Origin of the sequence: Nocardioides mangrovi, from assembly GCF_020073815.1 — a bacterium.
Taxonomy (GTDB): Bacteria; Actinomycetota; Actinomycetes; order Propionibacteriales; family Nocardioidaceae; genus Nocardioides; species Nocardioides mangrovi.
Window position 1 is genome coordinate 38074 of the sequence record NZ_JAIQZJ010000011.1, and the last position, 22366, is coordinate 60439.

21 protein-coding genes and 1 tRNA gene are annotated in these 22366 nt (G+C 71.1%); 10 read left to right on the top strand and 12 right to left on the bottom strand.

The window, feature by feature from the left end; genetic code table 11:
- Positions 1 to 42 precede the first annotated feature (42 nt).
- The 3 genes from K8U61_RS17055 to metH all read right to left on the bottom strand — a co-directional run bounded on the left by K8U61_RS17055 (position 43) and on the right by metH (position 5076).
- Complete coding sequence (locus K8U61_RS17055) at positions 43 to 465, bottom strand: hypothetical protein (protein ID WP_224124243.1); 423 nt, start codon at positions 463 to 465, stop codon at positions 43 to 45.
- 98 nt (positions 466 to 563) lie between these two features.
- Positions 564 to 1289, bottom strand: coding sequence for an HAD family hydrolase (locus tag K8U61_RS17060; protein ID WP_308043193.1), 726 nt, complete (start codon positions 1287 to 1289; stop codon positions 564 to 566).
- 64 nt (positions 1290 to 1353) lie between these two features.
- A complete protein-coding gene (metH, locus tag K8U61_RS17065; RefSeq protein WP_224124245.1) occupies positions 1354 to 5076 on the bottom strand; it encodes a methionine synthase in 3723 nt (1240 codons plus the stop codon).
- A 137-nt stretch (positions 5077 to 5213) separates the two neighbouring features.
- Here metH and K8U61_RS17070 point away from each other — a divergent pair, with 137 nt between their 5' ends.
- Positions 5214 to 6062 carry a PAC2 family protein gene (locus K8U61_RS17070; protein ID WP_224124246.1) on the top strand — a complete coding sequence of 283 codons (849 nt, stop codon included), beginning with the start codon at positions 5214 to 5216 and terminating at the stop codon, positions 6060 to 6062.
- Between the two features lie 99 nt (positions 6063 to 6161).
- On the opposite strand, the gene K8U61_RS17075 is transcribed toward K8U61_RS17070, so the two are convergent.
- The 5 genes from K8U61_RS17075 to K8U61_RS17095 are packed head-to-tail and all read right to left on the bottom strand — an operon-like array spanning position 6162 to position 10068.
- Entirely contained in the window at positions 6162 to 6674 is a 513-nt protein-coding gene (locus tag K8U61_RS17075; protein ID WP_224124247.1) for a hypothetical protein, read from the bottom strand.
- Between the two features lie 16 nt (positions 6675 to 6690).
- Positions 6691 to 7929: a cysteine--1-D-myo-inosityl 2-amino-2-deoxy-alpha-D-glucopyranoside ligase gene (gene mshC, locus K8U61_RS17080; RefSeq protein WP_224124248.1), complete on the bottom strand. Its 1239-nt coding sequence runs from the start codon at positions 7927 to 7929 to the stop codon at positions 6691 to 6693.
- Between the two features lie 24 nt (positions 7930 to 7953).
- Positions 7954 to 8721 (bottom strand): SCO1664 family protein, encoded by a 768-nt coding sequence (locus K8U61_RS17085; protein WP_224124249.1) that lies wholly within the window; start codon positions 8719 to 8721, stop codon positions 7954 to 7956.
- A 2-nt stretch (positions 8722 to 8723) separates the two neighbouring features.
- Entirely contained in the window at positions 8724 to 9302 is a 579-nt protein-coding gene (locus K8U61_RS17090; RefSeq protein ID WP_224124250.1) for a DUF3090 domain-containing protein, read from the bottom strand.
- A gap of 46 nt (positions 9303 to 9348) precedes the next feature.
- Positions 9349 to 10068, bottom strand: a complete 720-nt coding sequence (locus K8U61_RS17095; protein ID WP_224124251.1) for an MSMEG_4193 family putative phosphomutase — start codon at positions 10066 to 10068, stop codon at positions 9349 to 9351.
- Positions 10069 to 10100: 32 nt separating this feature from the next.
- Here K8U61_RS17095 and corA point away from each other — a divergent pair, with 32 nt between their 5' ends.
- Complete coding sequence (gene corA / locus K8U61_RS17100) at positions 10101 to 11072, top strand: magnesium/cobalt transporter CorA (RefSeq protein ID WP_224124252.1); 972 nt, start codon at positions 10101 to 10103, stop codon at positions 11070 to 11072.
- 25 nt (positions 11073 to 11097) lie between these two features.
- On the opposite strand, the gene K8U61_RS17105 is transcribed toward corA, so the two are convergent.
- Complete coding sequence (locus K8U61_RS17105) at positions 11098 to 11925, bottom strand: undecaprenyl-diphosphate phosphatase (RefSeq protein ID WP_224124253.1); 828 nt, start codon at positions 11923 to 11925, stop codon at positions 11098 to 11100.
- 124 nt (positions 11926 to 12049) lie between these two features.
- On the opposite strand from K8U61_RS17105, the gene K8U61_RS17110 reads away from it, so the two are divergent.
- Together K8U61_RS17110 and K8U61_RS17115 are read left to right on the top strand one after the other, a co-directional pair.
- Positions 12050 to 12997 (top strand): aldo/keto reductase, encoded by a 948-nt coding sequence (locus K8U61_RS17110; protein WP_224124254.1) that lies wholly within the window; start codon positions 12050 to 12052, stop codon positions 12995 to 12997.
- 43 nt (positions 12998 to 13040) lie between these two features.
- Positions 13041 to 13259 (top strand): DUF5703 family protein, encoded by a 219-nt coding sequence (locus K8U61_RS17115; protein WP_372454282.1) that lies wholly within the window; start codon positions 13041 to 13043, stop codon positions 13257 to 13259.
- 222 nt (positions 13260 to 13481) lie between these two features.
- Here K8U61_RS17115 and K8U61_RS17120 read toward each other — a convergent pair whose 3' ends face one another.
- Complete coding sequence (locus K8U61_RS17120; protein ID WP_224124255.1) at positions 13482 to 14804, bottom strand: M20/M25/M40 family metallo-hydrolase; 1323 nt, start codon at positions 14802 to 14804, stop codon at positions 13482 to 13484.
- Between the two features lie 91 nt (positions 14805 to 14895).
- Between K8U61_RS17120 and K8U61_RS17125 the strand changes: the two genes are divergently transcribed.
- A tRNA-Leu gene (locus tag K8U61_RS17125) sits at positions 14896 to 14981 on the top strand.
- 213 nt (positions 14982 to 15194) lie between these two features.
- On the top strand, positions 15195 to 16907 hold the full coding sequence (locus tag K8U61_RS17130; RefSeq protein ID WP_224124256.1) for a CHAP domain-containing protein: 1713 nt from the start codon (positions 15195 to 15197) through the stop codon (positions 16905 to 16907).
- Here the strand turns inward: K8U61_RS17130 and K8U61_RS17135 are convergent.
- Positions 16904 to 18388 carry an LCP family glycopolymer transferase gene (locus K8U61_RS17135; RefSeq protein WP_224124257.1) on the bottom strand — a complete coding sequence of 495 codons (1485 nt, stop codon included), beginning with the start codon at positions 18386 to 18388 and terminating at the stop codon, positions 16904 to 16906. The genes K8U61_RS17130 and K8U61_RS17135 overlap by 4 nt on opposite strands.
- A 61-nt stretch (positions 18389 to 18449) precedes the next feature.
- Positions 18450 to 20039, bottom strand: coding sequence for a fatty-acid--CoA ligase FadD1 (gene fadD1 / locus K8U61_RS17140; RefSeq protein WP_224124258.1), 1590 nt, complete (start codon positions 20037 to 20039; stop codon positions 18450 to 18452).
- Between the two features lie 95 nt (positions 20040 to 20134).
- Between fadD1 and K8U61_RS17145 the strand changes: the two genes are divergently transcribed.
- Genes K8U61_RS17145 through K8U61_RS17160 form a run of 4 tightly spaced genes read left to right on the top strand, consistent with a single transcriptional unit; the run spans position 20135 to position 22353 of the window.
- Positions 20135 to 20746 carry a sulfite oxidase-like oxidoreductase gene (locus K8U61_RS17145; RefSeq protein ID WP_224124259.1) on the top strand — a complete coding sequence of 204 codons (612 nt, stop codon included), beginning with the start codon at positions 20135 to 20137 and terminating at the stop codon, positions 20744 to 20746.
- Complete coding sequence (locus tag K8U61_RS17150) at positions 20743 to 21456, top strand: FAD-binding oxidoreductase (RefSeq protein ID WP_224124260.1); 714 nt, start codon at positions 20743 to 20745, stop codon at positions 21454 to 21456. Before K8U61_RS17145 ends, K8U61_RS17150 begins: the two co-directional genes overlap by 4 nt.
- 35 nt (positions 21457 to 21491) lie before the next feature.
- Entirely contained in the window at positions 21492 to 21755 is a 264-nt protein-coding gene (locus tag K8U61_RS17155) for a GlsB/YeaQ/YmgE family stress response membrane protein (protein ID WP_224124261.1), read from the top strand.
- Between the two features lie 4 nt (positions 21756 to 21759).
- A complete protein-coding gene (locus K8U61_RS17160; protein WP_224124262.1) occupies positions 21760 to 22353 on the top strand; it encodes a LysR family substrate-binding domain-containing protein in 594 nt (197 codons plus the stop codon).
- Positions 22354 to 22366 lie beyond the last annotated feature (13 nt).

The following is a 22366-nucleotide window of genomic DNA, read 5'->3' on the forward strand; positions in this document are numbered from 1 at the left end:
TTTCGACGGGGCCCGGACAGAATAGGTCCTCGTCGACCGAGGTCAGTAACTGACGGTGGCGCGACAGACTTCGCCGGTCCGCTGGTTCTCAGCGCGGAAGACGATGTCGTCAGTACCGACGCCGTTGAACATGGTCCGCTGGATGCGGAACGCGCGGTCGGTGTCCTCGTCGCCGGTCGCGCGTCCGTCGTCGGACACGTCCCCGTTGTGCTTCAGCTTCCAGACCCACACGTCGCTGTCGTCGCTCCAGACGGTGCCGACAACGAGGAGGCGTGCGTTGTTGTTCTCGAGAGTGCCGACCTTGACCACGGCGCGGGACGACGTGTTCTTGTCGCAGCCGTCCTTGCCCTTGGCGACATCCGTCGCAGTCCCGCCATCACTCCACGCCGCACCAGGTACGACGAGAAGGGCCGCTGCGCCCAGCACGAGGCTGAGCACGATGGCGGGACTGCGTCGGATGAGCATCGATCCTCTTTCTTGAGTGACCCAAGAGGAGATGCTGCTCCCCCGAGTTGCCCCAAGTCTGGGTCAGCGAGCGGACCGGTCGCCATTGTCCGGTGGTACTAGGACCCCCGGCGCTCGTCGCGGTGATCGGTACTAGGACCCTCGCGCCACACCGCGGCCAGGTCGATCCCCTCCAGCGTGTCTGCGAAGACCCGACGCTCCCCCACGAGGACCGGGACGTGGTTCTCCACCACGAGCACCAGGCAGCCGGCCGCCTCGGCCGACTTGGCGCCGGTGTTGGAGTCCTCCACGGCCAGGCAGTCCTCAGGCCGTACGCCGAGCGCTGCGGCGGCGGTGAGGTAGGGCTCGGGGTGGGGCTTGCCGAACTCCACCTTGTCGCCGGTCACGATCACCCGGAAGGTCTCGGCGGGGAGCCGGGCCAAGATCGGGGCGACGAAGCGCTCGTAGGACATGGTGACGAGCGCGCACGGCGTACCGCTCGCCACGAGGCCGGTGAGCAGCTCGACGGCACCGGGCCGCCACGGGACCTCCTGCTCGACGCGGCCGACCACGCCGTCCAGGAGCTCCTGGACGATCTGCTCCGGCTCGAGGTCGATGCCCATGTGCTCGCGGATGTAGCGGCCTGAGTCGAGCAGGTCGTTGCCGACCAGGTTGAGCGCGTGCGCCTCGCTCCAGGTGCCGCCGTACCGCTCGGCGAGGGCGTACTCGGTCTCGATCCAGTACGGCTCGGTGTCGACCAGCGTGCCGTCCATGTCCCACAGGACCGCTGCGGGTGTCTCAAGCCGTGGGGATTGGTCACCAACCCCCTCCGGAGGGCCTCCCACGTGGGGGTTGGTGACCAATCCCGATGCCTGCGGCGCGGGGTCGGTCGACGGACCGGTCGCCGGATCAGTCATCGGGGTCGTAGCCGAGGTTGGCGGAGAGCCACCGCTCGGCCTCGGTCAGGGTCCAGCCCTTCCGGCCGGCGTAGTCCTCGACCTGGTCGCGGCCGAGGCGGCCGACGACGAAGTACTGCGCCTGCGGGTGGCTGTAGTAGATGCCGGACACCGACGCACCGGGCCACATCGCCATCGACTCGGTCAGGGTGATGCCGGTGCTCGCCTCGACGTCGAGGAGGTCCCAGATGGTCAGCTTCTCGGTGTGGTCGGGGCAGGCGGGGTAGCCCGGCGCGGGCCGGATGCCGGCGTACCTCTCGGCGATCAGGTCCTCGTTGGACAGCGACTCCTCAGCCGCGTGACCCCAGAACTCCGTGCGCACCCGCTCGTGCAGCCGCTCCGCGAACGCCTCCGCGAGCCGGTCCGCGAGCGCCTCGAGCAGGATCGCGCTGTAGTCGTCGAGGTCGGCCTTGAACATCGCGACCTTCTCCGGGAGGCCGATGCCGGCCGTCACCGCGAAGGCGCCCACGTGGTCGGCGAGCCCGGTCGACACGGGTGCGACGTAGTCGGACAGCGCCCGGTTGGGGATCCCCTCGCGGTGCTCGCCCTGCTGGCGCAGCTGGTGGAGGACCGCCCGGCGCGACGAGCGGGTGTCGTCGTCGTACACGACCACGTCGTCGCCCTCGGCGGCCGCCGGGAAGAGGCCGTAGACGCCGTAGGCGGAGACCCACCGCTCGGCGATCATCCGGTCGAGCATCTCCTGCGCGTCGTCGTACAGCCGGCGCGCCGCCTCACCCGTCGTCGGGCTGTTGAGGATGTCGGGGAACTTGCCCTTCATCTCCCAGGCGTTGAAGAACGGCTGCCAGTCGATGTACTCGCGCAGCTCGGCCAGGTCGTAGTCGGCGAGCACGTGCACGCCGGGCTGCGCCGGCGCCGGGGGCTGGTACGACGACCAGTCGACCGGCGTGGCGTTGGACCGCGCTGCCTGGATCGAGAGCTGGGGGCGGTCGGACTTGCCGGCGTGCCGCGCCCGGAGTGCGTCGTAGTCGACGCGTACGTCGGCCAACAGCTGCTCGCGCCGGGTCTCGTGGAGCAGCGCGGCCGCCGTCGGGACCGAGCGGGAGGCGTCCTTCACCCAGACGACGGGTCCGTCGTACCGCGGGTCCACCTTCACGGCGGTGTGCGCACGCGAGGTGGTCGCGCCGCCGATCAGCAGCGGCAGGTCGAGGCCGAGGCGCTGCATCTCGTTCGCGACGTTGACCATCTCGTCCAGCGACGGGGTGATCAGTCCGGAGAGGCCGATGATGTCGGCGCCCACCTCCTGGGCGGTGTCCAGGATCTTCTGCGCCGGCACCATCACGCCGAGGTCGATGACCTCGTAGTTGTTGCACTGCAGCACGACGCCGACGATGTTCTTGCCGATGTCGTGGACGTCGCCCTTGACCGTCGCCATCACGATGGTGCCGTTGGTGTCCTTCTGCGCGGCGAACTCAGGGTTGGCCGCCTTCTCCTCCTCGATGAACGGGATGAGGTAGGCGACGGCCTTCTTCATGACGCGCGCGGACTTCACGACCTGCGGGAGGAACATCTTCCCGGAGCCGAAGAGGTCGCCGACGACGTCCATGCCGTCCATGAGCGGGCCCTCGATCACCTCGATCGGCCGGCCGCCGCGGCCCGCGATCTCGGCGCGGAGCTCCTCGGTGTCGGCCTCGACGTGGGCGTCGATGCCCTTCACCAGCGCGTGGGTGATCCGCTCGGCGACCGGCAGCGAGCGCCACTCCTCCGCGGCCGCCTCGGCCTCCTCGCCGGTCCGGTTGTGCTCCTCGGCGATCTCGAGCAGCCGCTCGGCGGCGTCGGGTCGGCGGTTGAGGACCACGTCCTCGATCCGCTCGCGCAGCTCGGGCTCGACCTCGTCGTAGACCGCCAGCGCGCCGGCGTTGACGATGCCCATGTCGAGGCCGGCCCGGATCGCGTGGAAGAGGAAGACGGCGTGGATCGCCTCACGGACCGGGTTGTTGCCGCGGAAGGAGAAGCTGACGTTCGAGATGCCGCCCGACACCTTCGCGCCGGGCAGGTTGGCCTTGATCCAGCGGGTGGCCTCGATGAAGTCCAGGCCGTACGACGCGTGCTCCTCGATGCCCGTGGCGACGGCGAAGACGTTGGGGTCGAAGATGATGTCCTCGGCCGGGAAGCCGACCTCGTCGACCAGGATCCGGTAGGCGCGCTCGCAGATGGCGGTACGGCGGGCGAGCGAGTCGGCCTGGCCGTCCTCGTCGAAGGCCATCACGACCGCGGCCGCGCCGTACTTGCGGCACAGCCGGGCCTGCTCGACGAACTTCTCCTCGCCCTCCTTGAGCGAGATCGAGTTGACGATCGGCTTGCCCTGGACGCAGCGCAGCCCGGCCTCGATGACCTCCCACTTCGAGGAGTCGACCATGACCGGCACCCGGCTGATGTCGGGCTCGGAGGCGACCAGCTTGAGGAAGCGGTCCATCGCGGCGACGCCGTCGATCATGCCCTCGTCCATGTTGACGTCGATGACCTGCGCACCGTTGTCGACCTGCTGGGCGGCCACGGTGAGCGCGGTGTCGTAGTCGCCGGCCTTGATCAGGTTGCGGAAGCGTGCGGAGCCGGTGATGTTGGTGCGCTCGCCGACGTTCACGAAGAGGCTGTCGGGGGTGATCGTGAAGGGCTCGAGGCCGGAGAGCCGCATGGCGGGCCGGGTCTCGGCCGGCGTACGGCGCTGCTGGTCCTCGACGGCGCTCGCGATCGCGGCGATGTGCGCGGGCGTGGTGCCGCAGCACCCGCCGACGATGTTGACGAAGCCGCTCTCGGCGAACTCCCGGAGGACCGCCGCGGTCTCGTCGGGGACCTCGTCGTACTCGCCGAAGGCGTTGGGCAGGCCGGCGTTGGGGTAGCAGGACACGAACGAGTCGGCGAGCCGGGCGAGCTCGGCGATGTAGGGCCGCATCTCCTTGGCGCCGAGCGCGCAGTTGAGGCCGACGGCCAGCGGGCGGACGTGGCGCACGGAGTCCCAGAAGGCCTCCGTCACCTGGCCGGAGAGCGTGCGCCCGGACGCGTCGGTGATGGTGCCGGAGATGATCACCGGCCAGCGACGTCCGTGCTCCTCGAAGAGCGTCTCGAGGGCGAAGATCGCGGCCTTGGCGTTGAGGGTGTCGAAGATCGTCTCGACCATCAGCAGGTCGGAGCCGCCGTCGACCAGGCCGCGGGCGGCGACCAGGTAGGCGTCGACGAGCTGCTCGAAGGAGACGTTGCGCGCGCCCGGGTCGTTGACGTCCGGCGAGATCGACGCCGTGCGGGTGGTGGGGCCGAGCGCTCCGGCGACGTACCGGGGCTTGTCCGGCGTGGCGACGGCGTCGGCCTCGCGGCGGGCGAGCCGGGCGGCCTCCAGGTTGAGCTCGTAGGCGAGCTCGGCCATGCCGTAGTCGGAGAGCGAGACGGCGTTGGCGTTGAACGTGTTGGTCTCGATGATGTCGGCGCCGGCCTCGAGGTACTCGCGGTGGATGCCCGCGATGATCTCCGGCTGGGTGAGCGTGAGCAGGTCGTTGTTGCCGACCAGGTCCGAGGGCCAGTCGGCGAACCGGTCGCCGCGGTAGCCGGCCTCGTCGGGACGGTCCCGCTGGATCGCCGTCCCCATCGCGCCGTCCAGCACCATGATCCGCTCGCCCAGCGCACGCGTGAGCTCGTCAGTCAGGTCGGGGCGAAGGTCGGGCAACGGGACTCCTCTCGTGGCCGCGAGGCGGCCGGGTCAACAAGCCTAGGAACAAGCGTCCACAGACTGGACCTGATTCCCAGATGCTGACACCGCGCGTGGCGCGGGCAGAAATCCTGGCGCCGACTAGGCTTGGTGGGGTGATCGAGCTCCAGGGGGTCCGCGACCTCGTCGACCCGGTGGTGATCGCTGCGTTCGAGGGCTGGAACGACGCCGCGGACGCGGCGTCCGGCGCGGTGGACCACCTGATGCGGGTGTGGCACGCCCAGGTCGTCGGGGCGGTCGACCCCGAGGACTTCTACGACTTCCAGGTCAACCGGCCCACGGTCGGGACCGACGACCGCGGACACCGACGGCTGACCTGGCCGAGCACCCAGATCGCGATCGCCTCTCCCCCGGACCTGGACCGCGACATCATCCTGATCCGCGGGATCGAGCCGAACATGCGCTGGCGGCAGTTCTCCGCCGAGCTGCTCGCCGCGTGCGAGGAGCTCGGCGCCGAGATGGTGGTCACCCTGGGCGCGCTGCTCGCCGACACCCCGCACACCCGCCCGATCCCGGTCACCGGCACCGCCACGGAGCCCGAGCTGGTCGACCGCCTCGACCTCGAGCAGTCGACCTACGAGGGCCCGACCGGCATCGTCGGCGTCTTCCAGGACGCGTGCGTGCAGCTCGACATGCCGTCGGTGTCCTACTGGGCCGCGGTGCCCCACTACGTCGCGCAGCCGCCGTGCCCGAAGGCGACCCTGGCGCTGGTCTCCCAGGTCGAGGAGCTGCTGCAGGCGAGCATCCCCCTCGGCGACCTGCCCGAGGACGCCCGCGCCTGGGAGCGCGGCGTCGACGAGCTGGCCGAGGAGGACGAGGACGTCGCCGACTACGTCCGCGCCCTCGAGGAGACCCGCGACACCACCGACCTGCCCGAGGCGTCCGGTGAGGCCATCGCCCGGGAGTTCGAGCGCTACCTGAAGCGCCGTCAGAGCGACGACTGACGCTCGGCCGCTCCGAGGGGGGATTGGTCACCAACCCCGTCTTCGAGGGCGACCAGGAGCAGGTTGGTGACCAATCCCCACCCGATCCGGCCGCGGGATTCAGTGCGCGAACGCGAGCTTCAGCGCCACGATGACGACGCTGATGCCGGCGAGGACGATGCCGGAGAGCCACGACCAGCGGCGGCGTACGCCGGCGCCGAGGCGGTCGACGACCAGCCCGATCCCGACGAGCCGGACCACGACGACCAGGGCGGCGGCCGCCTCGACGAGGACCGGTTCGAGGGTCGTCACGGCGCCGATCAGCAGGATCAGCGCCGGCGCCGAGCCCGAGGAGACGATCGGGAGGGCGTCGCGCAGCTCGGCGGGCCCGAAGGCGGGCTCCGCCGACGGGGAGTCGTCGTCGGTGAGCGCGGCGCCCACGGCGTGGGCGACGACGTGCGCCAGGTAGGTCGTCACGGTGGTCGCGAGCACGACGATCACGGCGTGGCCGTCCTCGATCGTGTGCGGGGTCGCGGAGACGACCGCGCCCAGGACCAGGATGTTGCCGTAGACGTACGCCGCGATCCGGGCGCGGCCGCGCTCCACCGGCAGCGGGGCCGCCGGCGAGGTCATCGGGCCAGGCAGGGCGTCAGAACGCCAGGCCGAGGGAGGCGTCGAGGAGGGTGAGCATGGTCGACGCGGCCTCCGGGTCGCTGGTGTCGGCCAGGCCCTCGGTGCCGAGCGTCGCGGCCACCCACCGGTCCACGGCGGCCGTGGCGCGAGGCGCGTCCAGGTCGGCGGCGAGCGCCTCGAGGACCTCGGTCACCACGGGTGCAGCCGCGGCGCCGGCCCCCAGGGACAGCGCCCGGCGCCAGCGGTCGACGTCGTCGACGGCGTCCCAGAGCTCCTGGTCGCTCCACTCCCAGTCGCTGCGGAAGTGGTGGCGGAGCAGCGCGAGGCGGATCGCCATCGGGTCGACGTCGCTGTTGCGGAGCGCGGAGACGAAGACCAGGTTGCCGCGCGACTTGGACATCTTCTCGCCGTCGTAGGCGACCATCCCGGCGTGGCTGTAGACCTGCGCGAACGGTTCGCCGGGCAGGGCCACCTGGCCGTGGCCGGCGCACATCTCGTGGTGGGGGAAGACGAGGTCGCTGCCGCCGCCCTGGACGTCGAACCCGGTGCCGAGGTGCTGCTGCGCGATCGCCGTGCACTCGACGTGCCAGCCGGGGCGCCCAGGCCCGAAGGGGCTCTCCCAGGACGGCTCGCCCTCTCGCTCGCCGCGCCACACGACGCAGTCGAGCGGGTCCTTCTTGCCGGCGCGGTCGGGGTCGCCGCCGCGCTCCGGGTAGATCTCGAGCATCTTCTCGCGGGTCCAGCCGGACTCCGCGCCGAAGGCCGGGTCGGCACTGACCGAGTAGTAGAGGTCGTCCTCGACGCGGTAGACCGCGCCGGCGGCGTCGAGCTTCTGGACCAGCTCGACGACGAGCGGGATCGACTCGACCGCGCCGATGTAGTGGTCGGGCGGGATGACCCGCAGGGCCGTCATGTCCTGGCGGAAGAGCTCGGTCTCCCGCTCGGCGAGCTCGACCCAGTCGACGTGCACCTTGGTGGCCCGCTCGAGCAGCGGGTCGTCGACGTCGGTGACGTTCTGCACGTAGACGACGTCGTGCCCGGCGGCGCGCCAGGCCCGGTTGAGCAGGTCGAAGGCGAGGTACGTCGCCGCGTGGCCGAGGTGGGTGGCGTCGTACGGCGTGATCCCGCAGACGTACAGCCTGGCCGGTCCGTCGGGCGAGGTGGTGACCAGCTCACCCGAGGCGGTGTCGTGGAGCGCGACGGGGGGTCCGGCGACGGGCAGGGTCGGGATCTCCGGGGACGGCCAGGCACGCATGTCGCGAAGCCTAGCGAGTGAGGTTCAGAAGGGCGGCCACGGGATCGCGGGCCACTCACCGCGAGGCGCCGGCATCACCGGCCGGGCGAGGAGCCGGTCGCAGCGCCGGGCGAGGGCGCCGATCTCGAGCGGGTCGAGGAGCCCGGTCAGCTCGTCGCCGAGCGAGCCGCCCAGCGCCTCCCGGACCGCCCGGACGCCGGCGACCTCGTCGTCGGTGAGGTCCTCCCCCAGCCAGCCCCAGAGGACGGTCCGGAGCTTGTGGTCGGTGTGGAAGGTGACGCCGTGGTCGACGCCGTACCGGTGCCCGTCGGTCATCTCCAGCACGTGACCGCCCTTGCGGTCGGCGTTGTTGACCACGATGTCGAAGACCGCCATCCGGCGCAGCGCCGCGCTGTCCTCGTGGATCAGGGACACGGGCTGGTCCTGCCCGTCGATGCCGTCGAAGACGTGCCGCCAGCCCTCGGGCGTCTCCCCCTCGGCCACCAGCGTCACCGCGACCTGCTCGTCGTCGGGCTCCTGCCAGCGCTGCACCATCCCGGGCCCGTGCGGGCCGTCGCGCAGCCAGGTCTCGGGGACGACGTCCCACCCGGTCACCCGGGAGACCAGGTACGCCGCCCGCTCCCGGCCGGCGAGCGAGCCGTCGGGGAAGTCCCACAGCGGGCGCTCGCCCGCGACCGGCTTGTAGACGACGCGGACGTCGCCGATCTCGCCGACGAAGGTGGCGTTGGAGGCCGGCATGATCCGGCCGTGCAGGACGAGGTCGCCCTCGACCAGCTCCGCTGCCAGGTCCACGCTCAGGGGTCCCGCCGTCGGAAGCCGTTGGCCCGCACGCACAGGTGACCCTCGGGGTCGACGGGATTGCCGCAGAAGGGGCAGCTCGGTCTGCCGGCCTCGATGACCTGCTCGGCGCGCTTGGCGAAGGCCCGGGCCGGCCCGGCGTCCAACCGGACCAGGAAGACCTCGTCGGGCTCGGGCTCCTCGAAGTCCTCGTCGACCTGGTCGGGTGTGACGACCGCGGCCTCGGTGAACGGGAAGACCTCGATCACCACGCGCTCGTCGTCGGGGTCCCAGGACAGCGTCATCGTGCCGGCGCGGAACTCCTCCTCGATCGGCTGCTCCAGCGGCGCGCTGTCGTCGAGACCGAGCGGTGCGACCGCGGGGATGACTCCCTCGTTGGTACCGCTCGCCATCACCTCGTCGAGCAGCTCGTCGATCCGCTCCGCGAGCGCCTGCACCTGCTGCTTCTCCAGGGCCACGCTGACCACGCGTGCACCCGAGCGGGCCTGCAGGAAGAAGGTCCGCTGACCGGGAGGGCCGACCGTGCCGGCGACGAAGCGCTCCGGCGGATCGAATCCGTGGACGAGAGGTGCCATGCCAGTCACCCTAGACGGCACATGGCAAGGCCTCGCACGCTGCGTGTCAGGCGGTCGCCGAAGGGCCGGCGCCACCGCCGACGGCGGCGTCCGTGCGGGCCCGCGTCGTACGCCGCTTCCGGCCCGGCTTGGGCGCCAGCCAGGACAGGTCGCCCGCGTGGGTGTTGGTCGAGACCACGAACGGCCGGGTGGCCGTGTAGCGGATCACCGAGATGGACGCCGGGTCGACGTTGAGGCGCTGGAAGAGGTCGAGGTGCATGCCGAGCGCGTCCGCCAGCACCGACTTGATGATGTCGCCGTGGCTGACCGCGACCCAGACCGCGTCGGCGCCGTGCTGGGCCTCGACGGCTGCGTCGCGACGGCGTACGGCGGCCACGGCCCGCGCCTGCATGGCCGCCATCGACTCGCCGCCCGGGAACGCCGCGGCCGACGGCTGGGCCTGGACCGTGGCCCACAGCTTCTCCTTGGCGAGCTCGCGCAGCGGGCGCCCCTGCCACTCGCCGTAGTCGCACTCCGTGATGCCCCGGTCGGTGGCGATCTCCAGCGGGCCGGCCTGGGCCTGCAGGATCGCCCGGGCGGTCTGCCGGCAGCGCTCCAGCGGGCTGCTCACCACGGTCGCGAGCGGGACGCCGGCGAGCCGCTCCCCCGCCCGGGCCGCCTGCGCGACGCCGGTCTCGTCGAGCTTCACGCCCGGGAGTCGGCCCGCCAGCGTGCCGGCGGCGTTGGCCGTCGTCCGGCCGTGTCGCACGAGGATCACGGTTGCCATGGCGGCGACTGTAGTGCGGCTACGGTGGGCCCGTGATCGTCGACTGCGCGTTGTACCGCGACGGATCGCGGGTCCAGGGCGACCACGACCTCCAGGCCATGCGTGCGCGCGTCCAGCAGCCCGGTGACTTCGTCTGGGTCGGGCTCTACGAGCCCGACGACGAGGAGATCGCCCAGGTCGCCGACGTGTTCGACCTCCACCCTCTCGCGGTGGAGGACGCCGTCCAGGCCCACCAGCGCCCGAAGCTGGAGCGCTTCGGCGACATGGTCTTCCTGGTCATCAAGACGCTCTGGTACGTCGACGCGGACGACGCGGTCGAGACCGGTGAGATCGCGATGTTCGTGGGTGAGGACTTCGTCGTCAGCGTCCGGCACGGCCAGGGCACCGAGCTGCACACGGCGCGCGACGCGCTGGAGACGGACCACCAGGTGCTCGGCCACGGACCGGGCGGCGTGCTCTACGCCGTCATCGACCGGGTCGTCGACGAGTACCTGGACGTGGTCGACGAGCTGGTCGTCGACGTCGACGAGATCGAGTCCTCGGTCTTCTCCACCGACCGGACCAACGACTCCGCACGGATCTACGTGCTCAAGCGCGAGCTCGCCGAGGTCCGCCGTGCGGTGCTGCCCCTGCGGGAGCCGGTCGTCCGGCTGGCCAGCGGCGACGTACCGGCCGTGCCCGAGTCGGCGACGCCCTTCTTCCGCGACGTCTCCGACCACCTCGCCCGGGCGGCGGAGACCGTGGACTCGCTCGACGGGCTGCTGTCGTCCGCGTTCGACGCCCACCTGGCGCAGATCTCGGTGCAGCAGAACGACGACATGCGCAAGATCTCCGCCGGCGCCGCGCTGGTCGTGGTGCCGACCCTGATCGCCGGGATCTACGGCATGAACTTCCGGCACATGCCGGAGCTCGGGTGGACCTACGGCTACCCGTTCGCCCTGGTGCTGATGGCGGCCGTCGCCGTCGGGCTGTGGGTGCTCTTCAAGAAGTCCGGCTGGCTCTAGCGGCGACGTCCGGTCGGTCCGTCGATCAGGTCGGCGACATGACCCCGGTGGCGAGCAGCACGATGAGCAGGCCACCGAGCGCGAGCCGGTAGGGCACGAACCAGGTGATCTTGTGGTGCGCGACGAATCGCAGCAGCCAGGCGATGGAGGCGTAGGCGACCACGAAGGCGACGACGATGCCGACGATCATCACCCCGACGCCGATGTCGCCGCCCGTGGCGTCACCGAGCTCAAAGATGCCCGCCCCGACCAGGGCCGGGATCGACAGGTAGAAGCTCAGCCGCGTGGCCGCGACCCGGTCGATGCCGCGGAAGAGGCCGCCCGAGATGGTCGCACCCGAGCGGGAGACGCCCGGGATCAGCGAGACGACCTGGATCAGGCCGACCGAGATCGCGTCCCGCATCGTCATGTCCTTCTCGGTGCGCTGCTGGCTGCCGACCCGCTCCGCCCACCACATGACCGCGCTCCAGCCGATCAGGGCGCACGCGACGACCCACAGCGACCGCAGGTCGCCGGTGATGAGGTCCTTGAAGAGCAGTCCGGCGAGGCCGACCGGGATGGTGCCGACGATGACGTACCAGCCCATCCGGTGGTCGAGCTGGCCGCGGTACTCCGGCTTGACCAGGCCGACGCACCACGCCTTCGCGATCCGCCAGATGTCCTGGAAGAAGTAGACGACGACGGCCGCGATGGCCCCCATCTGGATCACGGCGGTGTAGCCGGTGACCGCCGGGTCGGCCAGGTCGAGACCGAGGGCCTTCTCCGCGATCGTCAGGTGGCCCGTGCTGGAGATGGGGAGGAACTCGGTGAGTCCCTCGACGATGCCGAGGACGACGGCGTCGAAGTAGTTCATCGACTCGCTTTCAGGTCGGGCCGGTGGGTGCGCTCAGCCTACGGGGCCAGCCTGCCAACAACCTGACTGCGCCGTACGGCGAGCCACGTCGGGCCGTCATGCGGGCGTTGGCTACCTTCTGCACATGCAGCAACGGCGTGTCGGCACCACCGGCCTGACCGTGTCCCGGTTGGGGCTCGGCACGATGACCTGGGGTCGCGACACCGACGAGCACGAGGCGCGCGACCAGATGATCGCCTTCGCGGAGGCCGGCGGCACCCTCGTCGACACGGCCGCCGGCTACGGCAACGGCGCGTCCGAGGAGCTCGTGGGCAGCCTGATCGGCGACGTCGTCGCCCGCGACGAGGTCGTGCTCGCGACCAAGGCCGGCATCCGGGCCCGGCACGGCGCGCGGGAGTACAACACCTCGCGGGGCCACCTGCTCGGCACCCTCGACGCCTCGCTCGAGCGTCTCGGCGTGGACCACGTCGACCTGTGGCAGGTGCACATCTGGTCCGACGAGACGCCGCTCGAGGAGACGCTGTCGGCCCTGGACGACGCGGTCCGCAGTGGACGCGCGTCGTACGTCGGGATCTCGAACTACACCGGCTGGCAGACCGGCCAGGCGGCCACCTGGCAGCGGGTGGTGCCGGGGCGGACGCCGCTGGCGAGCACGCAGGTCGAGTACTCCCTGCTCAACCGCGGGATCGAGCACGAGGTGCTCCCGGCGGCCCGCGCGCTCGGGCTGGGGGTCCTGCCGTGGTCGCCGCTGGGGCGCGGGGTGCTGACCGGCAAGTACCGCACCGGTACGCCGTCGGACTCCCGCGCGGCGTCCAACCACTTCTCCGGGTTCGTGAACCCCTACCTCGACGAGCGGTCCGCCGGGATCGTCGAGGCCGTGGCCCGCGCGGCTGACGGCCTCGGCTGGTCCACGCTCGAGGTCGCGCTGGTGTGGGTGCGCGACCGGCTCGGCGTCACCGCGCCGATCGTCGGCGCCCGGACGGCCGCCCAGCTCCGCGGCGCTCTCGGTGTGGAGGACCTCACGCTGCCTCCTGAGATCACCGCAGCACTCGACGACGTTTCGGCAGACTGACGGCAGACTGGACTGACCGGACCTCGGACCGAGAGGAGACCCCGTGACCCGTGCGTTGCGCCGCCCACCCACCCGAGGGGTGGAGTGGGAGTTCGACAAGGTCTCCTTCTCGCGGGAGTTCTCCCGCAACGTGGTCACCAAGCTCCTCGTCGAGCGCGCCGAGCACGGGGGCTGGGAGCTCGACCGCGTCCGGATCACCGCCGACGGCACCCGACGCGTGATCCTGCGCCGGAAGATCATCCGCGCGGTCCGCACCGCCTGATCCGGCCGATCCGGTCGATCCGGTCGTCTGGTGCGGCCGCTTCACGCAGGGGGAATGGTCACCAACCCCATGTTGTGGGCCCGGAAACACCGGGTTGGTGACCATTCCTGGTCCCCTCAGCCCGACCGCCGAGCACACGAGGTTTGGTCACCAACCCCCTGATCCGGGGCCGAGAACAGCAGGTTGGTGACCAATCCCCCTGCGGTGTCGGCCGGGCAGCCCTCAGACGTCGTCGAGGAACCGGTCGAAGACCCGAGCGCCGAACTCCAGGGCGTCGGTGGGGACGCGCTCGTCGACACCGTGGAAGAGCGCGGTGAAGTCGAGGTCGGCGGGCAGGCGGAGGGGTGCGAAGCCGAAGGAGCGCATGCCGAGCTTGCGGAAGTGCTTGGCGTCGGTGCCGCCGCTCATCAGGTACGGCGCCACGATCGCGTCCGGGTCCTCGGCGAGGATGGAGCGGGTCATGGCGTCGACCAGCTCGCCCTCGTACGGCGTCTCCCACGGCTGCTGGTGGCTGACGAAGTCGATGTCGACGTCCTCGCCCACCAGCGCGCGCAGGGTCGTGAAGAAGTCGTCCTCGAGGCCGGGCAGGAAGCGGCCGTCGACGTGGGCGCTCGCCTCGGTGGGGATGACGTTCACCTTGTAGCCGGCACCGAGCATCGTGGGGTTGGCGGTGTTGCGGATGACCGCGCCGAGCATCCGGGAGGCGCCCTCGAACTCCGAGACCAGCGCCTCGGCGTTGTCCGGGGTCACCTCCTCGCCCACCAGCTCGCCGACCGACGCCAGCAGGGTGCGCATCGCGGGCGTCAGCTGGATCGGCCACTCGTGGGCGCCGATCCGGGCGATCGCGGCGGCGAGGGTGGTGACAGCGTTGTCGCGGTTGATCATCGAGCCGTGGCCGGCTCGGCCCCGGGCGGTCAGCCGCATCCAGGCCATGCCCTTCTCGGCCGCCTCGATCAGGTAGATCCGCCGGCCGCGGACCGTGGCGCTGAAGCCGCCGACCTCGCCGACGGCGTCGGTGCAGCCCTCGAGCTCCTCGGCGTGCTGCTCGACGAGCACCTGCGCACCCTTGTGGCCGCCGGCCTCCTCGTCCGCGGTGAAGCAGAGGGTGATCGGCCGCTCCGGGACCCGTCCCGACCGCTGGCGGGCGCGGACGACGGCGAGCAGCATCGCGTCGAAGTCCTTCATGTCGACCGCGCCCCGGCCCCACAGGTAGCCGTCCTTGACCTCGCCGGCGAACGGGTCGACCTGCCAGTCCTCCGCGGCCGCCGGTACGACGTCGAGGTGGCCGTGCAGCAGCAGCCCGTCGGTCCGCGACCCGCCCGAGCCTCCCGCGCCGCCCCACTGCGCGATGACGTTCGTGCGCCCGGCCTCGCCCTCGATCAGCCGCGACTCGATGCCCACCTCGTCGAGCAGCGAGGCGACGTGCTCGGCCGCCTTGCGCTCGCCGGGACCGTCCTCGTCGCCGTAGTTGGAGGTGTCGATCCGGATCAGGTCCCGGCACAGCTCGACGACCTCGGCAGCCGGGTCCACGCGCTCGTCCGTCATGCCCCCAGCATGTCATCGCGACCGGATCAGGAGCAGGTCGATGCCGATGCGGAACATCGTCGGACCCTTTGCTACTGTTCCACCCGCACTCGTCCGGGTGGCGGAATTGGCAGACGCGCTAGCTTGAGGTGCTAGTGCCCTTTATCGGGCGTGGGGGTTCAAGTCCCCCCTCGGACACAGAAGGCATCACCTGGGGCCGGCCCCAGACCGAGAGATCGGTCTGGGGCCGGCGTCATTTCGGGCCTCCTGTCAGCGTCGTTCGAGGCGCCGTTCTCGGCTCGAGATGAGAATTACACCGCTGAAATTAGTGACCCGCTCTCGGGCGTGTCGCCTTGACAATTTCCGTCACTTTCTTCTCACGGGCCAACAATTGTCCCTAGACTCCCACCCGTGCCGCTGCGGAACCGTCTGCTCGCGCCCCTCGCCTGTGCCCTCGTGAGCGTCCTGGCGGCGGGGCTCCTGACCCTTGCCCCGACCGCCGCCGAGGCGGCGACCAAGGGCGGGCTCGTCCATCGGCAGACCAAGGGCGACAAGGCGAGCCAACGCACCGTCTTCCCGCGCAGCTCCTACCTCTGCTACGGCTACCAGGACTGCAAGGACGCCGGCATGGGCAACGCGGGCTACGCCGCGGCCAACGACAAGATGTACTGGCGGATGTACTCCGGCCACAACTGCACCAACTACGCGGCGTACCGGATGGTCCACAGCGGACTGCCCAACACGCGTCCGTGGTCGGGTGGCGGCAACGCGATGTACTGGGGCACCTCGATGCCGAAGATCACCAACGGCACCCCGACCGTCGGCGCCGTGGCCTGGTGGAAGGCCAACACCGGCCCCGCGGGCTCGGTCGGGCACGTCGCGTACGTCGAGCAGGTGGTCTCCGCCGACGAGGTGATCGTCTCCCAGGACAGCTGGGGCGGCGACTTCTCGTGGGCCGTGATCACCCGCAGCAGCGGCAACTGGCCGAGCGGCTTCATCCACTTCAACGACGTCACCATGGTCAACAAGAAGGCCCCGGTCATCTCGGGCACGACCAAGGTCGGCGGGACGCTCACCGCGACCGCTGGCTCCTGGAAGCCCGGCGACGTCAAGGTCAGCTACCAGTGGTACGCCGACGGCAAGGCGGTCAAGCGCGGCAAGCAGGCGACGTACGTGCTGGGCGGCGCCCGCCTCGGCGCCACGATGACCGTGAAGACCACCGCCACCAAGATGGGCTACGCGACGACGTCGGTCACCTCGGCCGCGACCTCCAGCGTCCTGCCCGGCCAGATCACCAACACGACGGCACCGGTGCTCGGCGGCGTCGCGCAGGTCGACCAGACCCTCAGCGTCGACACGGGCGCGTGGAACCCGACGCCGGACAGCGTCAGCGTCCAGTGGAACGCCGACGGGGTGCCGATCACCGGTGCGACCGGCGCGACGCTCGCGCTCGGCCCCGACCTCGTCGGCCAGCAGATCACCGCGACCGTGACCGCGCGCCGCGACAGCTACGACGACGTCGTGGTCACCACCACCCCGTCCGCCGCCGTCGCCCCCGGCACCTTCACCGTCACCCGGGAGCCGAGCGTCCTCGGCGTCGCCAAGCCGGGCCAGACGCTGCGTCTCGACCCGGGCCTCTTCAAGCCCGTCGACGCGGGCGTCCAGGTCCAGTGGCTGCGCGACGGCGTCCCGGTGCTCAACGCGACCGGCGACACCTACTTCGTCTCCGGGCTGGACCTCGGCTCGCGGATCTCCGCGCAGGTGACCCTGACCCGCGCGGGCTACGAGACCTCGGTCCGGACCTCGCTGGAGACCACCCGTGTCAAGGCGACCCCGAAGCTGGCGCTGACCCGCGAGAAGCTCAGTCACCGGGTCAAGCTCACGGTCGACGTCACCGCTCCCGACGTCCCGCAGGTGGACGGCGCGGTGCTGGTGAAGGTCCAGGGCGGCTTCCGTCAGGAGGTCACCCTGACCAACGGCCGCGCCAAGCTCAGCGTGAGCGGCCTGCCTCGCGGCAAGCGCACGGTGACCTTGGTCTTCCTCGGCAGCGACACCGTCGAGCGCACCGTGAAGACCTCCGCGCTGTGGATGCCGGCCCCGAAGGGCTCCGGCAAGGGCAGCTAGCTCACGGGGTGGTAGCCGCAGGCGTCGCTGACGGTGACCGCCTTGCCGGCGTCGTCCTGGCCGCCACCGCCGCCGTGGTGCGGCGCCGTCGCCCTGGCGACCACCGACTGCATCCACGCGTAGTCCGGGTCGCCGGAGAAGAACTTGTCGGAGCTGATGAAGGCGACCGACTTCATCTTCTTCTCCTTCACCTTCAGGGCGAGGTCGACGAAGGCCGGCATCAGCTTGCGCGGGATGTCCGTGCGCAGGATCTCCTGCCCTGCCTTGGCGAGGTCCTGGTAGCGGCGCAGCACGTTGAGCGGGTCGGCTGCGTCGACGATCGCGTTGACCATGCAGCGCTGGCGCAGCATCCGCTGGTAGTCGTCGGACCCCCAGCGGCCGCGGGAGTACCAGAGCGCGTGGAAGCCGTCGAGGTGCTGGTCGGGCCCGGGCTCGAGGTAGCCGGTCGGCGGGATGCCGGCGTCGGTGTTGCCGTTGATCGCGATCGGCTCGTTGATGTTGACCGTGACCCCGCCGATCGCGTCGACCAGCTGCTTGAAGCCGTCGAGGTTGATCAGGAGGTAGTAGTCGACGTGCGTGCCGAGGCTGCCCGCAACCGCCTGCTTGATCGCGTCCGCACCCTCGTTCTCGGAGTCGCCGAGGATGTGCGGGTAGAGCGCCGGCACCTGGGAGTAGACGGCGTTGAGCATCCAGTTGCCCGCGTCGGCGTTCGGGTCCGTGCTGCGGAAGCCGTCCGGGAAGACCGTGTGGAGCGGGCTGTCCGCAGGGAACTGCGCGTTCATCATGTTGCGCGGGAGGCTGAACATCACCGACCGGCCGGTCCGGGTGTCCATGCTGAGCAGGATCACCGAGTCGGTCCGGATGCCGATCCGGCCGACGCCGCCGTCCCCTCCGAGGAGCAGCACGTTGACGCGGTCCTCCCCCGCCCACGGGTCCTCCTCGGTGACACCCGTGGGGGTGGTCGCGGTGTCCTCGTCGTTGAAGACCTTCGCCACGAAGTCGGCCTGGGACGTCGCGATCCGCACGCCCTGGACAGCGGGCAGGCCGACCAGGATGCAGAGCAGGGTCACCACGAGCGCGCCGAGCACCTGCTCGAGCCGGCTCATCGCCTTCGGCCGCGCGAAGAGGTAGGTGCCGACCACGACCAGCGCCCACAGCGCGAGACAGACGCCGATCACGACGGCGGCGATCCGCAGCCGGGTCGGGTCGAAGGCGAAGTCGACGAGGCGGTGCAGGGAGCGCGCGTAGTAGCCCAGCGCGGCGAGGCCGGCCACGAAGGGCACGAGCACGACGTACCCGATGCGGCGCCGCATCCAGAGGAACCCGGCGCCCGGCACGGCTGCGCCGAGCAGCGTCACGACCAGGGCGCCGGCGAGCGTGCGTGCCCGTCGGTAGCGGCGTACGGCGGAGGCGCGGTGGCGACCGTTCTCCGGCGGTTCCGGGCGCGCCGAGGGCGCAACGGTCTCCACCGATCCCGACATCCGGCACCCTTCCCGTCGAAACCCGTCCGAAGGGTAACCGGAGACGACGAGTGAGGCGGTGTCAGACCGGCAGTTTGCGCGACACCTCGTACGACGTCCCGCGCGGTGCCCGCTCCCAGAGCTCGCCGTTGCCCGGGGTGGCGCCCTCGGCCGCGAGCTCGCGCTTGAGCACCTTGTTGGTCGCGGTGCTCGGCAGGTCGGGCGCGATCCGGACGAACCGCGGCCACGCCTTGGGCGACAGGTCGGCCTGCGCGGCCAGGAAGTCCTCGAGCTCGACGGGCGACAGCTCGGCGTCGTCCTGGAGCACGATCGCGGCCATCACCTGGTCGCCGACGTGCTCGTCCGGGACGGCGTAGACGGCCACCCGGTTGACCTTCTCGAGACGCTGGAGCACCCGCTCGATCGGGGCAGCGGCGAGGTTCTCGCCGTCCACCCGCATCCAGTCCGCGGTCCGGCCGGCGAGGTAGATCCAGCCGTCGGCGTCCTTGTAGGCGAGGTCGCCGGACCAGTACATCCCGTGCCGCATCCGCTCGTCGTTGGCGGACGTGTCGTTGTAGTAGCCGCTGAAGTAGCCGGCGCCCTGGGTGTTCACCAGCTCGCCGACGGCCTCGTCGGCGTTGAGCAGCGCACCGGTCGCGTCGAACCGCGCGACCGCGCACTCGGTGATCGTCTCGTTGCTGTAGATCGCCACGCCCTCGAAGCCCTTCCCGATCGAGCCCTTCGGGGTGCCTGCCTGACGCGTGATGATGATCGCGAGCTCGGTCGACCCGAAGCCGTCGACGACCTGGCAGCCGAACCGTCGGCTGAACTCGTCGATGTCGCGGTCGCTCGCCTCGTTGCCGAAGGCGACCCGCAGGGACGTCGTCGCGTCGTCCTGCGCCTCCGGCGTCGCGAGCACGTAGGCGAGCGGCTTGCCGACGTAGTTCATGTAGGTGACGCCGTAGCGGCGGACGTCCTCGACGAAGCGCGACGCGCTGAACCTCGCGGGCACGATGGTCGCGCCCGCGCACACCGCCGGCGCCCAGCCCGCGACGACCGCGTTGGAGTGGAAGAGCGGCATCGACACGTAGCAGACGTCGTCCGGGCCGAGCGAGAACTGGCCCTGCAGGTTGAGTCCGGAGAAGAGCACCATGAGGTGGTTGACCTGCACCGCCTTGGGGTCACCGCTGGTGCCCGAGGTGAAGATCATCATGAAGGTGTCCATCGCCTCGACCTCGCGGTACGGCGTCAGCGGGCCGGCGCCGGCGACCAGGTCGGCCCATTCCTCGGTCGAGGTGTCGAGGACGCGTACGTCGCCGAGGTCGAGCCCGTCGAGCAGCGGCCGGTGCTCCGCGTCGGTGACGAGCAGCTGGGCCTCGGATCGACGTAGGTCCTTGAGCAGGCCCTCGCCGCGGCGGGTGTTGTTGATCCCGCAGAGCGTGTAGCCGCCCAGGCCGGCGGCGGCCATGGCGCGCAGCATGTCGGGGGTGTTCCCGAGCAGGGTGCCGACGTGCGCCGGCCGGTCCGGGTCGACCAGCCCGAGCAACGCCGACGCGACCGCGGTCGCCTCCGCGACGTGCTCGCGCCACGTCCAGGTCTGCTCGCCGTGGCGCACCCCGGTGCTGTCGTCCTCGGCACGCTCCCGCAGCAGCTGCTGAAGGGTCTCGGCCACCCTGCCTCCCTCGGTTAGTTGACGCGCGTCAAGTTACGAGACGCCCGCCGAAAGTGCAACGTGTTCCACTTCCGCGTGTCTGACATGATGCTCCTGTGCCAGTCACCCGCGGCTTCCTCGGCAAGCGACGCGCGTCGCGCCCGGACCGGCTGCCCCCGGGGCAGTACGACACCGGCAGCTCCTGGCCCACGCTGACCGCCGAGGCGACGCCCGACCTCGACGTCGAGCGGTGGCAGATGACCGTCGACGGTCTGGTCGAGCAGCCCCACAGCTGGTCGTGGCGGGAGGCGCACGCGCTGCCGTCCTCGACGTACTTCGGCGACATCCACTGCGTCACCACCTGGTCGAAGTTCGACATGACCTTCACCGGCGTCAGCGTCGACACCCTGCTGGAGGTGGCCCGCCCGAAGCCCGAGGCCCGCTTCGTGATGGCCCACTCGACCACCGGCTACACCACCAACCTGCCGCTCGAGGACCTCACCGGCGGCAAGGCCTGGGTGGTCTGGGAGGTCGACGGCAAGCCGCTCCCTCGCGGCCACGGCGGCCCGGTGCGGCTGCTCGTGCCGCACCTCTACTTCTGGAAGTCCGCGAAGTGGGTGACCCGGCTCGAGCTGATGGAGCGGGACCGTCCGGGCTTCTGGGAGCAGAACGGCTACCACGACCGCGGGGACCCGTGGCTCGAGCAGCGCTACCAGGGCGATCCGTGACGGCTGCGGCCGCCGGTGGCGCCCCGGCCGGCGACTGGACGACCGGGACCATCATCGAGCTCGACCACCCCACCGACCGGCTGGTCCGGCTGCGCTTCCACGTCGAGGACCGCGTCGACCACCTGCCGGGCCAGCACTACGTCGTGCGCCTGCGCGCGCCCGACGACTACACCGCCCAGCGCTCCTACTCGATCGCCTCCGACCCCGACGACCCGCTCCTGGAGCTGATGGTCGAGTGCCTGCCCGGTGGCGAGGTGTCCGGCTTCCTCCACGACGTCGCCGAGGTCGGCGACGTCCTCGAGCTGCGCGGCCCGATCGGCGGATGGTTCGTCTGGGAGGGCGACGTGCCCGCAGTGGCGATCGCGGGCGGCTCGGGTGTCGTGCCGCTCGTGGCGATGGCCCGCTACGCGCGCCGGATGGGCCTGCAGGACCAGCTCCGCATCATCGCCGTGGCCCGCACCTGGGACGACCTGCCCTACGCCGCCGAGCTCGAGAAGTACGGCGCCTTCATCGCCCTCACCCGGCAGAACCTCGGTGACCGGGTCGCGGCCCCGCCGTACCCGGAGGAGGTCGTGCCGCTCGTCGCGGGCGCCGAGCGCGGCTACGTCTGCGGGTCGGTCGGCTTCGCGTCGTACGCCACCCGCCTGCTCGGCGAGGCCGGGCTGCGCACCGACACCATCCGGGTCGAGCAGTTCGGAGAAACCGGGTGACCACCCGGGCCGCCGTCGCCCTCTAGGATCTGGCCATGCTCATCCTGGGTCTCATCCTCTTCGGCATGCTCATCGGCGCCGGCGCGCAGCTCATCCTGGGCCGTGACGGCGGCAGCATCGACTGGACCATGGCGATCGTCGCCGGCCTGGTCGGCTCCTTCGTGGGTGGCCTGCTCTTCAGCCTGATCGCGGGTGACGGGATCGAGCTCCGCGCCAGCGGCATCATCGGCTCGCTGATCGGCGCGGTCATCGTGACCGCGATCTGGCGTGCGGTGGCCGCGCGCTCGAAGACCGCGTGATCGGGTGAGCGAGGCCTTCGGCCACTTCCGGGTCGGCTTCGTCACCGGGGCGACCCCCGACAAGTGGGCGCGGACCTGGCGGGAGCGCTACTCCCGCGACCCGCTCGAGCTCGTACCGCTGGCCGAGGAGGAGCAGGAGCACCGGGTCCGCGAAGGCACCCTCGACATGGCGCTGGTCCGGCTGCCGGTCGACCGCGACGGGCTCCACTGCATCCCGCTGTACGACGAGCTGCCCGTGGCGGTGATGGGCGCCGAGCACCTGCTGACGCTCGCCGAGGAGGTCACGACCGCCGACCTCACCGAGGAGCAGCTGGTGCTGCCGGAGCGGTCCGGCTGGACCCCGGACGTCGACCAGCTGGCCTGGCCCCCCATGTCGGTCAAGGATGCCGTCGAGGTGGTCGCCTCGGGCACCGGCGTGGCCGTCGTACCGATGTCGATCGCGCGGCTGCACCACCGCAAGGACGTCACCTACCGCGTCGTCACCGACCTCGAGCCGACGAAGGTCGGGCTGGCGTGGTTGGTCGACAACGAGGACCCGTGGGTGCAGCGCTTCATCGGGATCGTCCGCGGCCGCACGGAGCGCAGCTCCCGGGGGTGAGCGGGCTCACGGG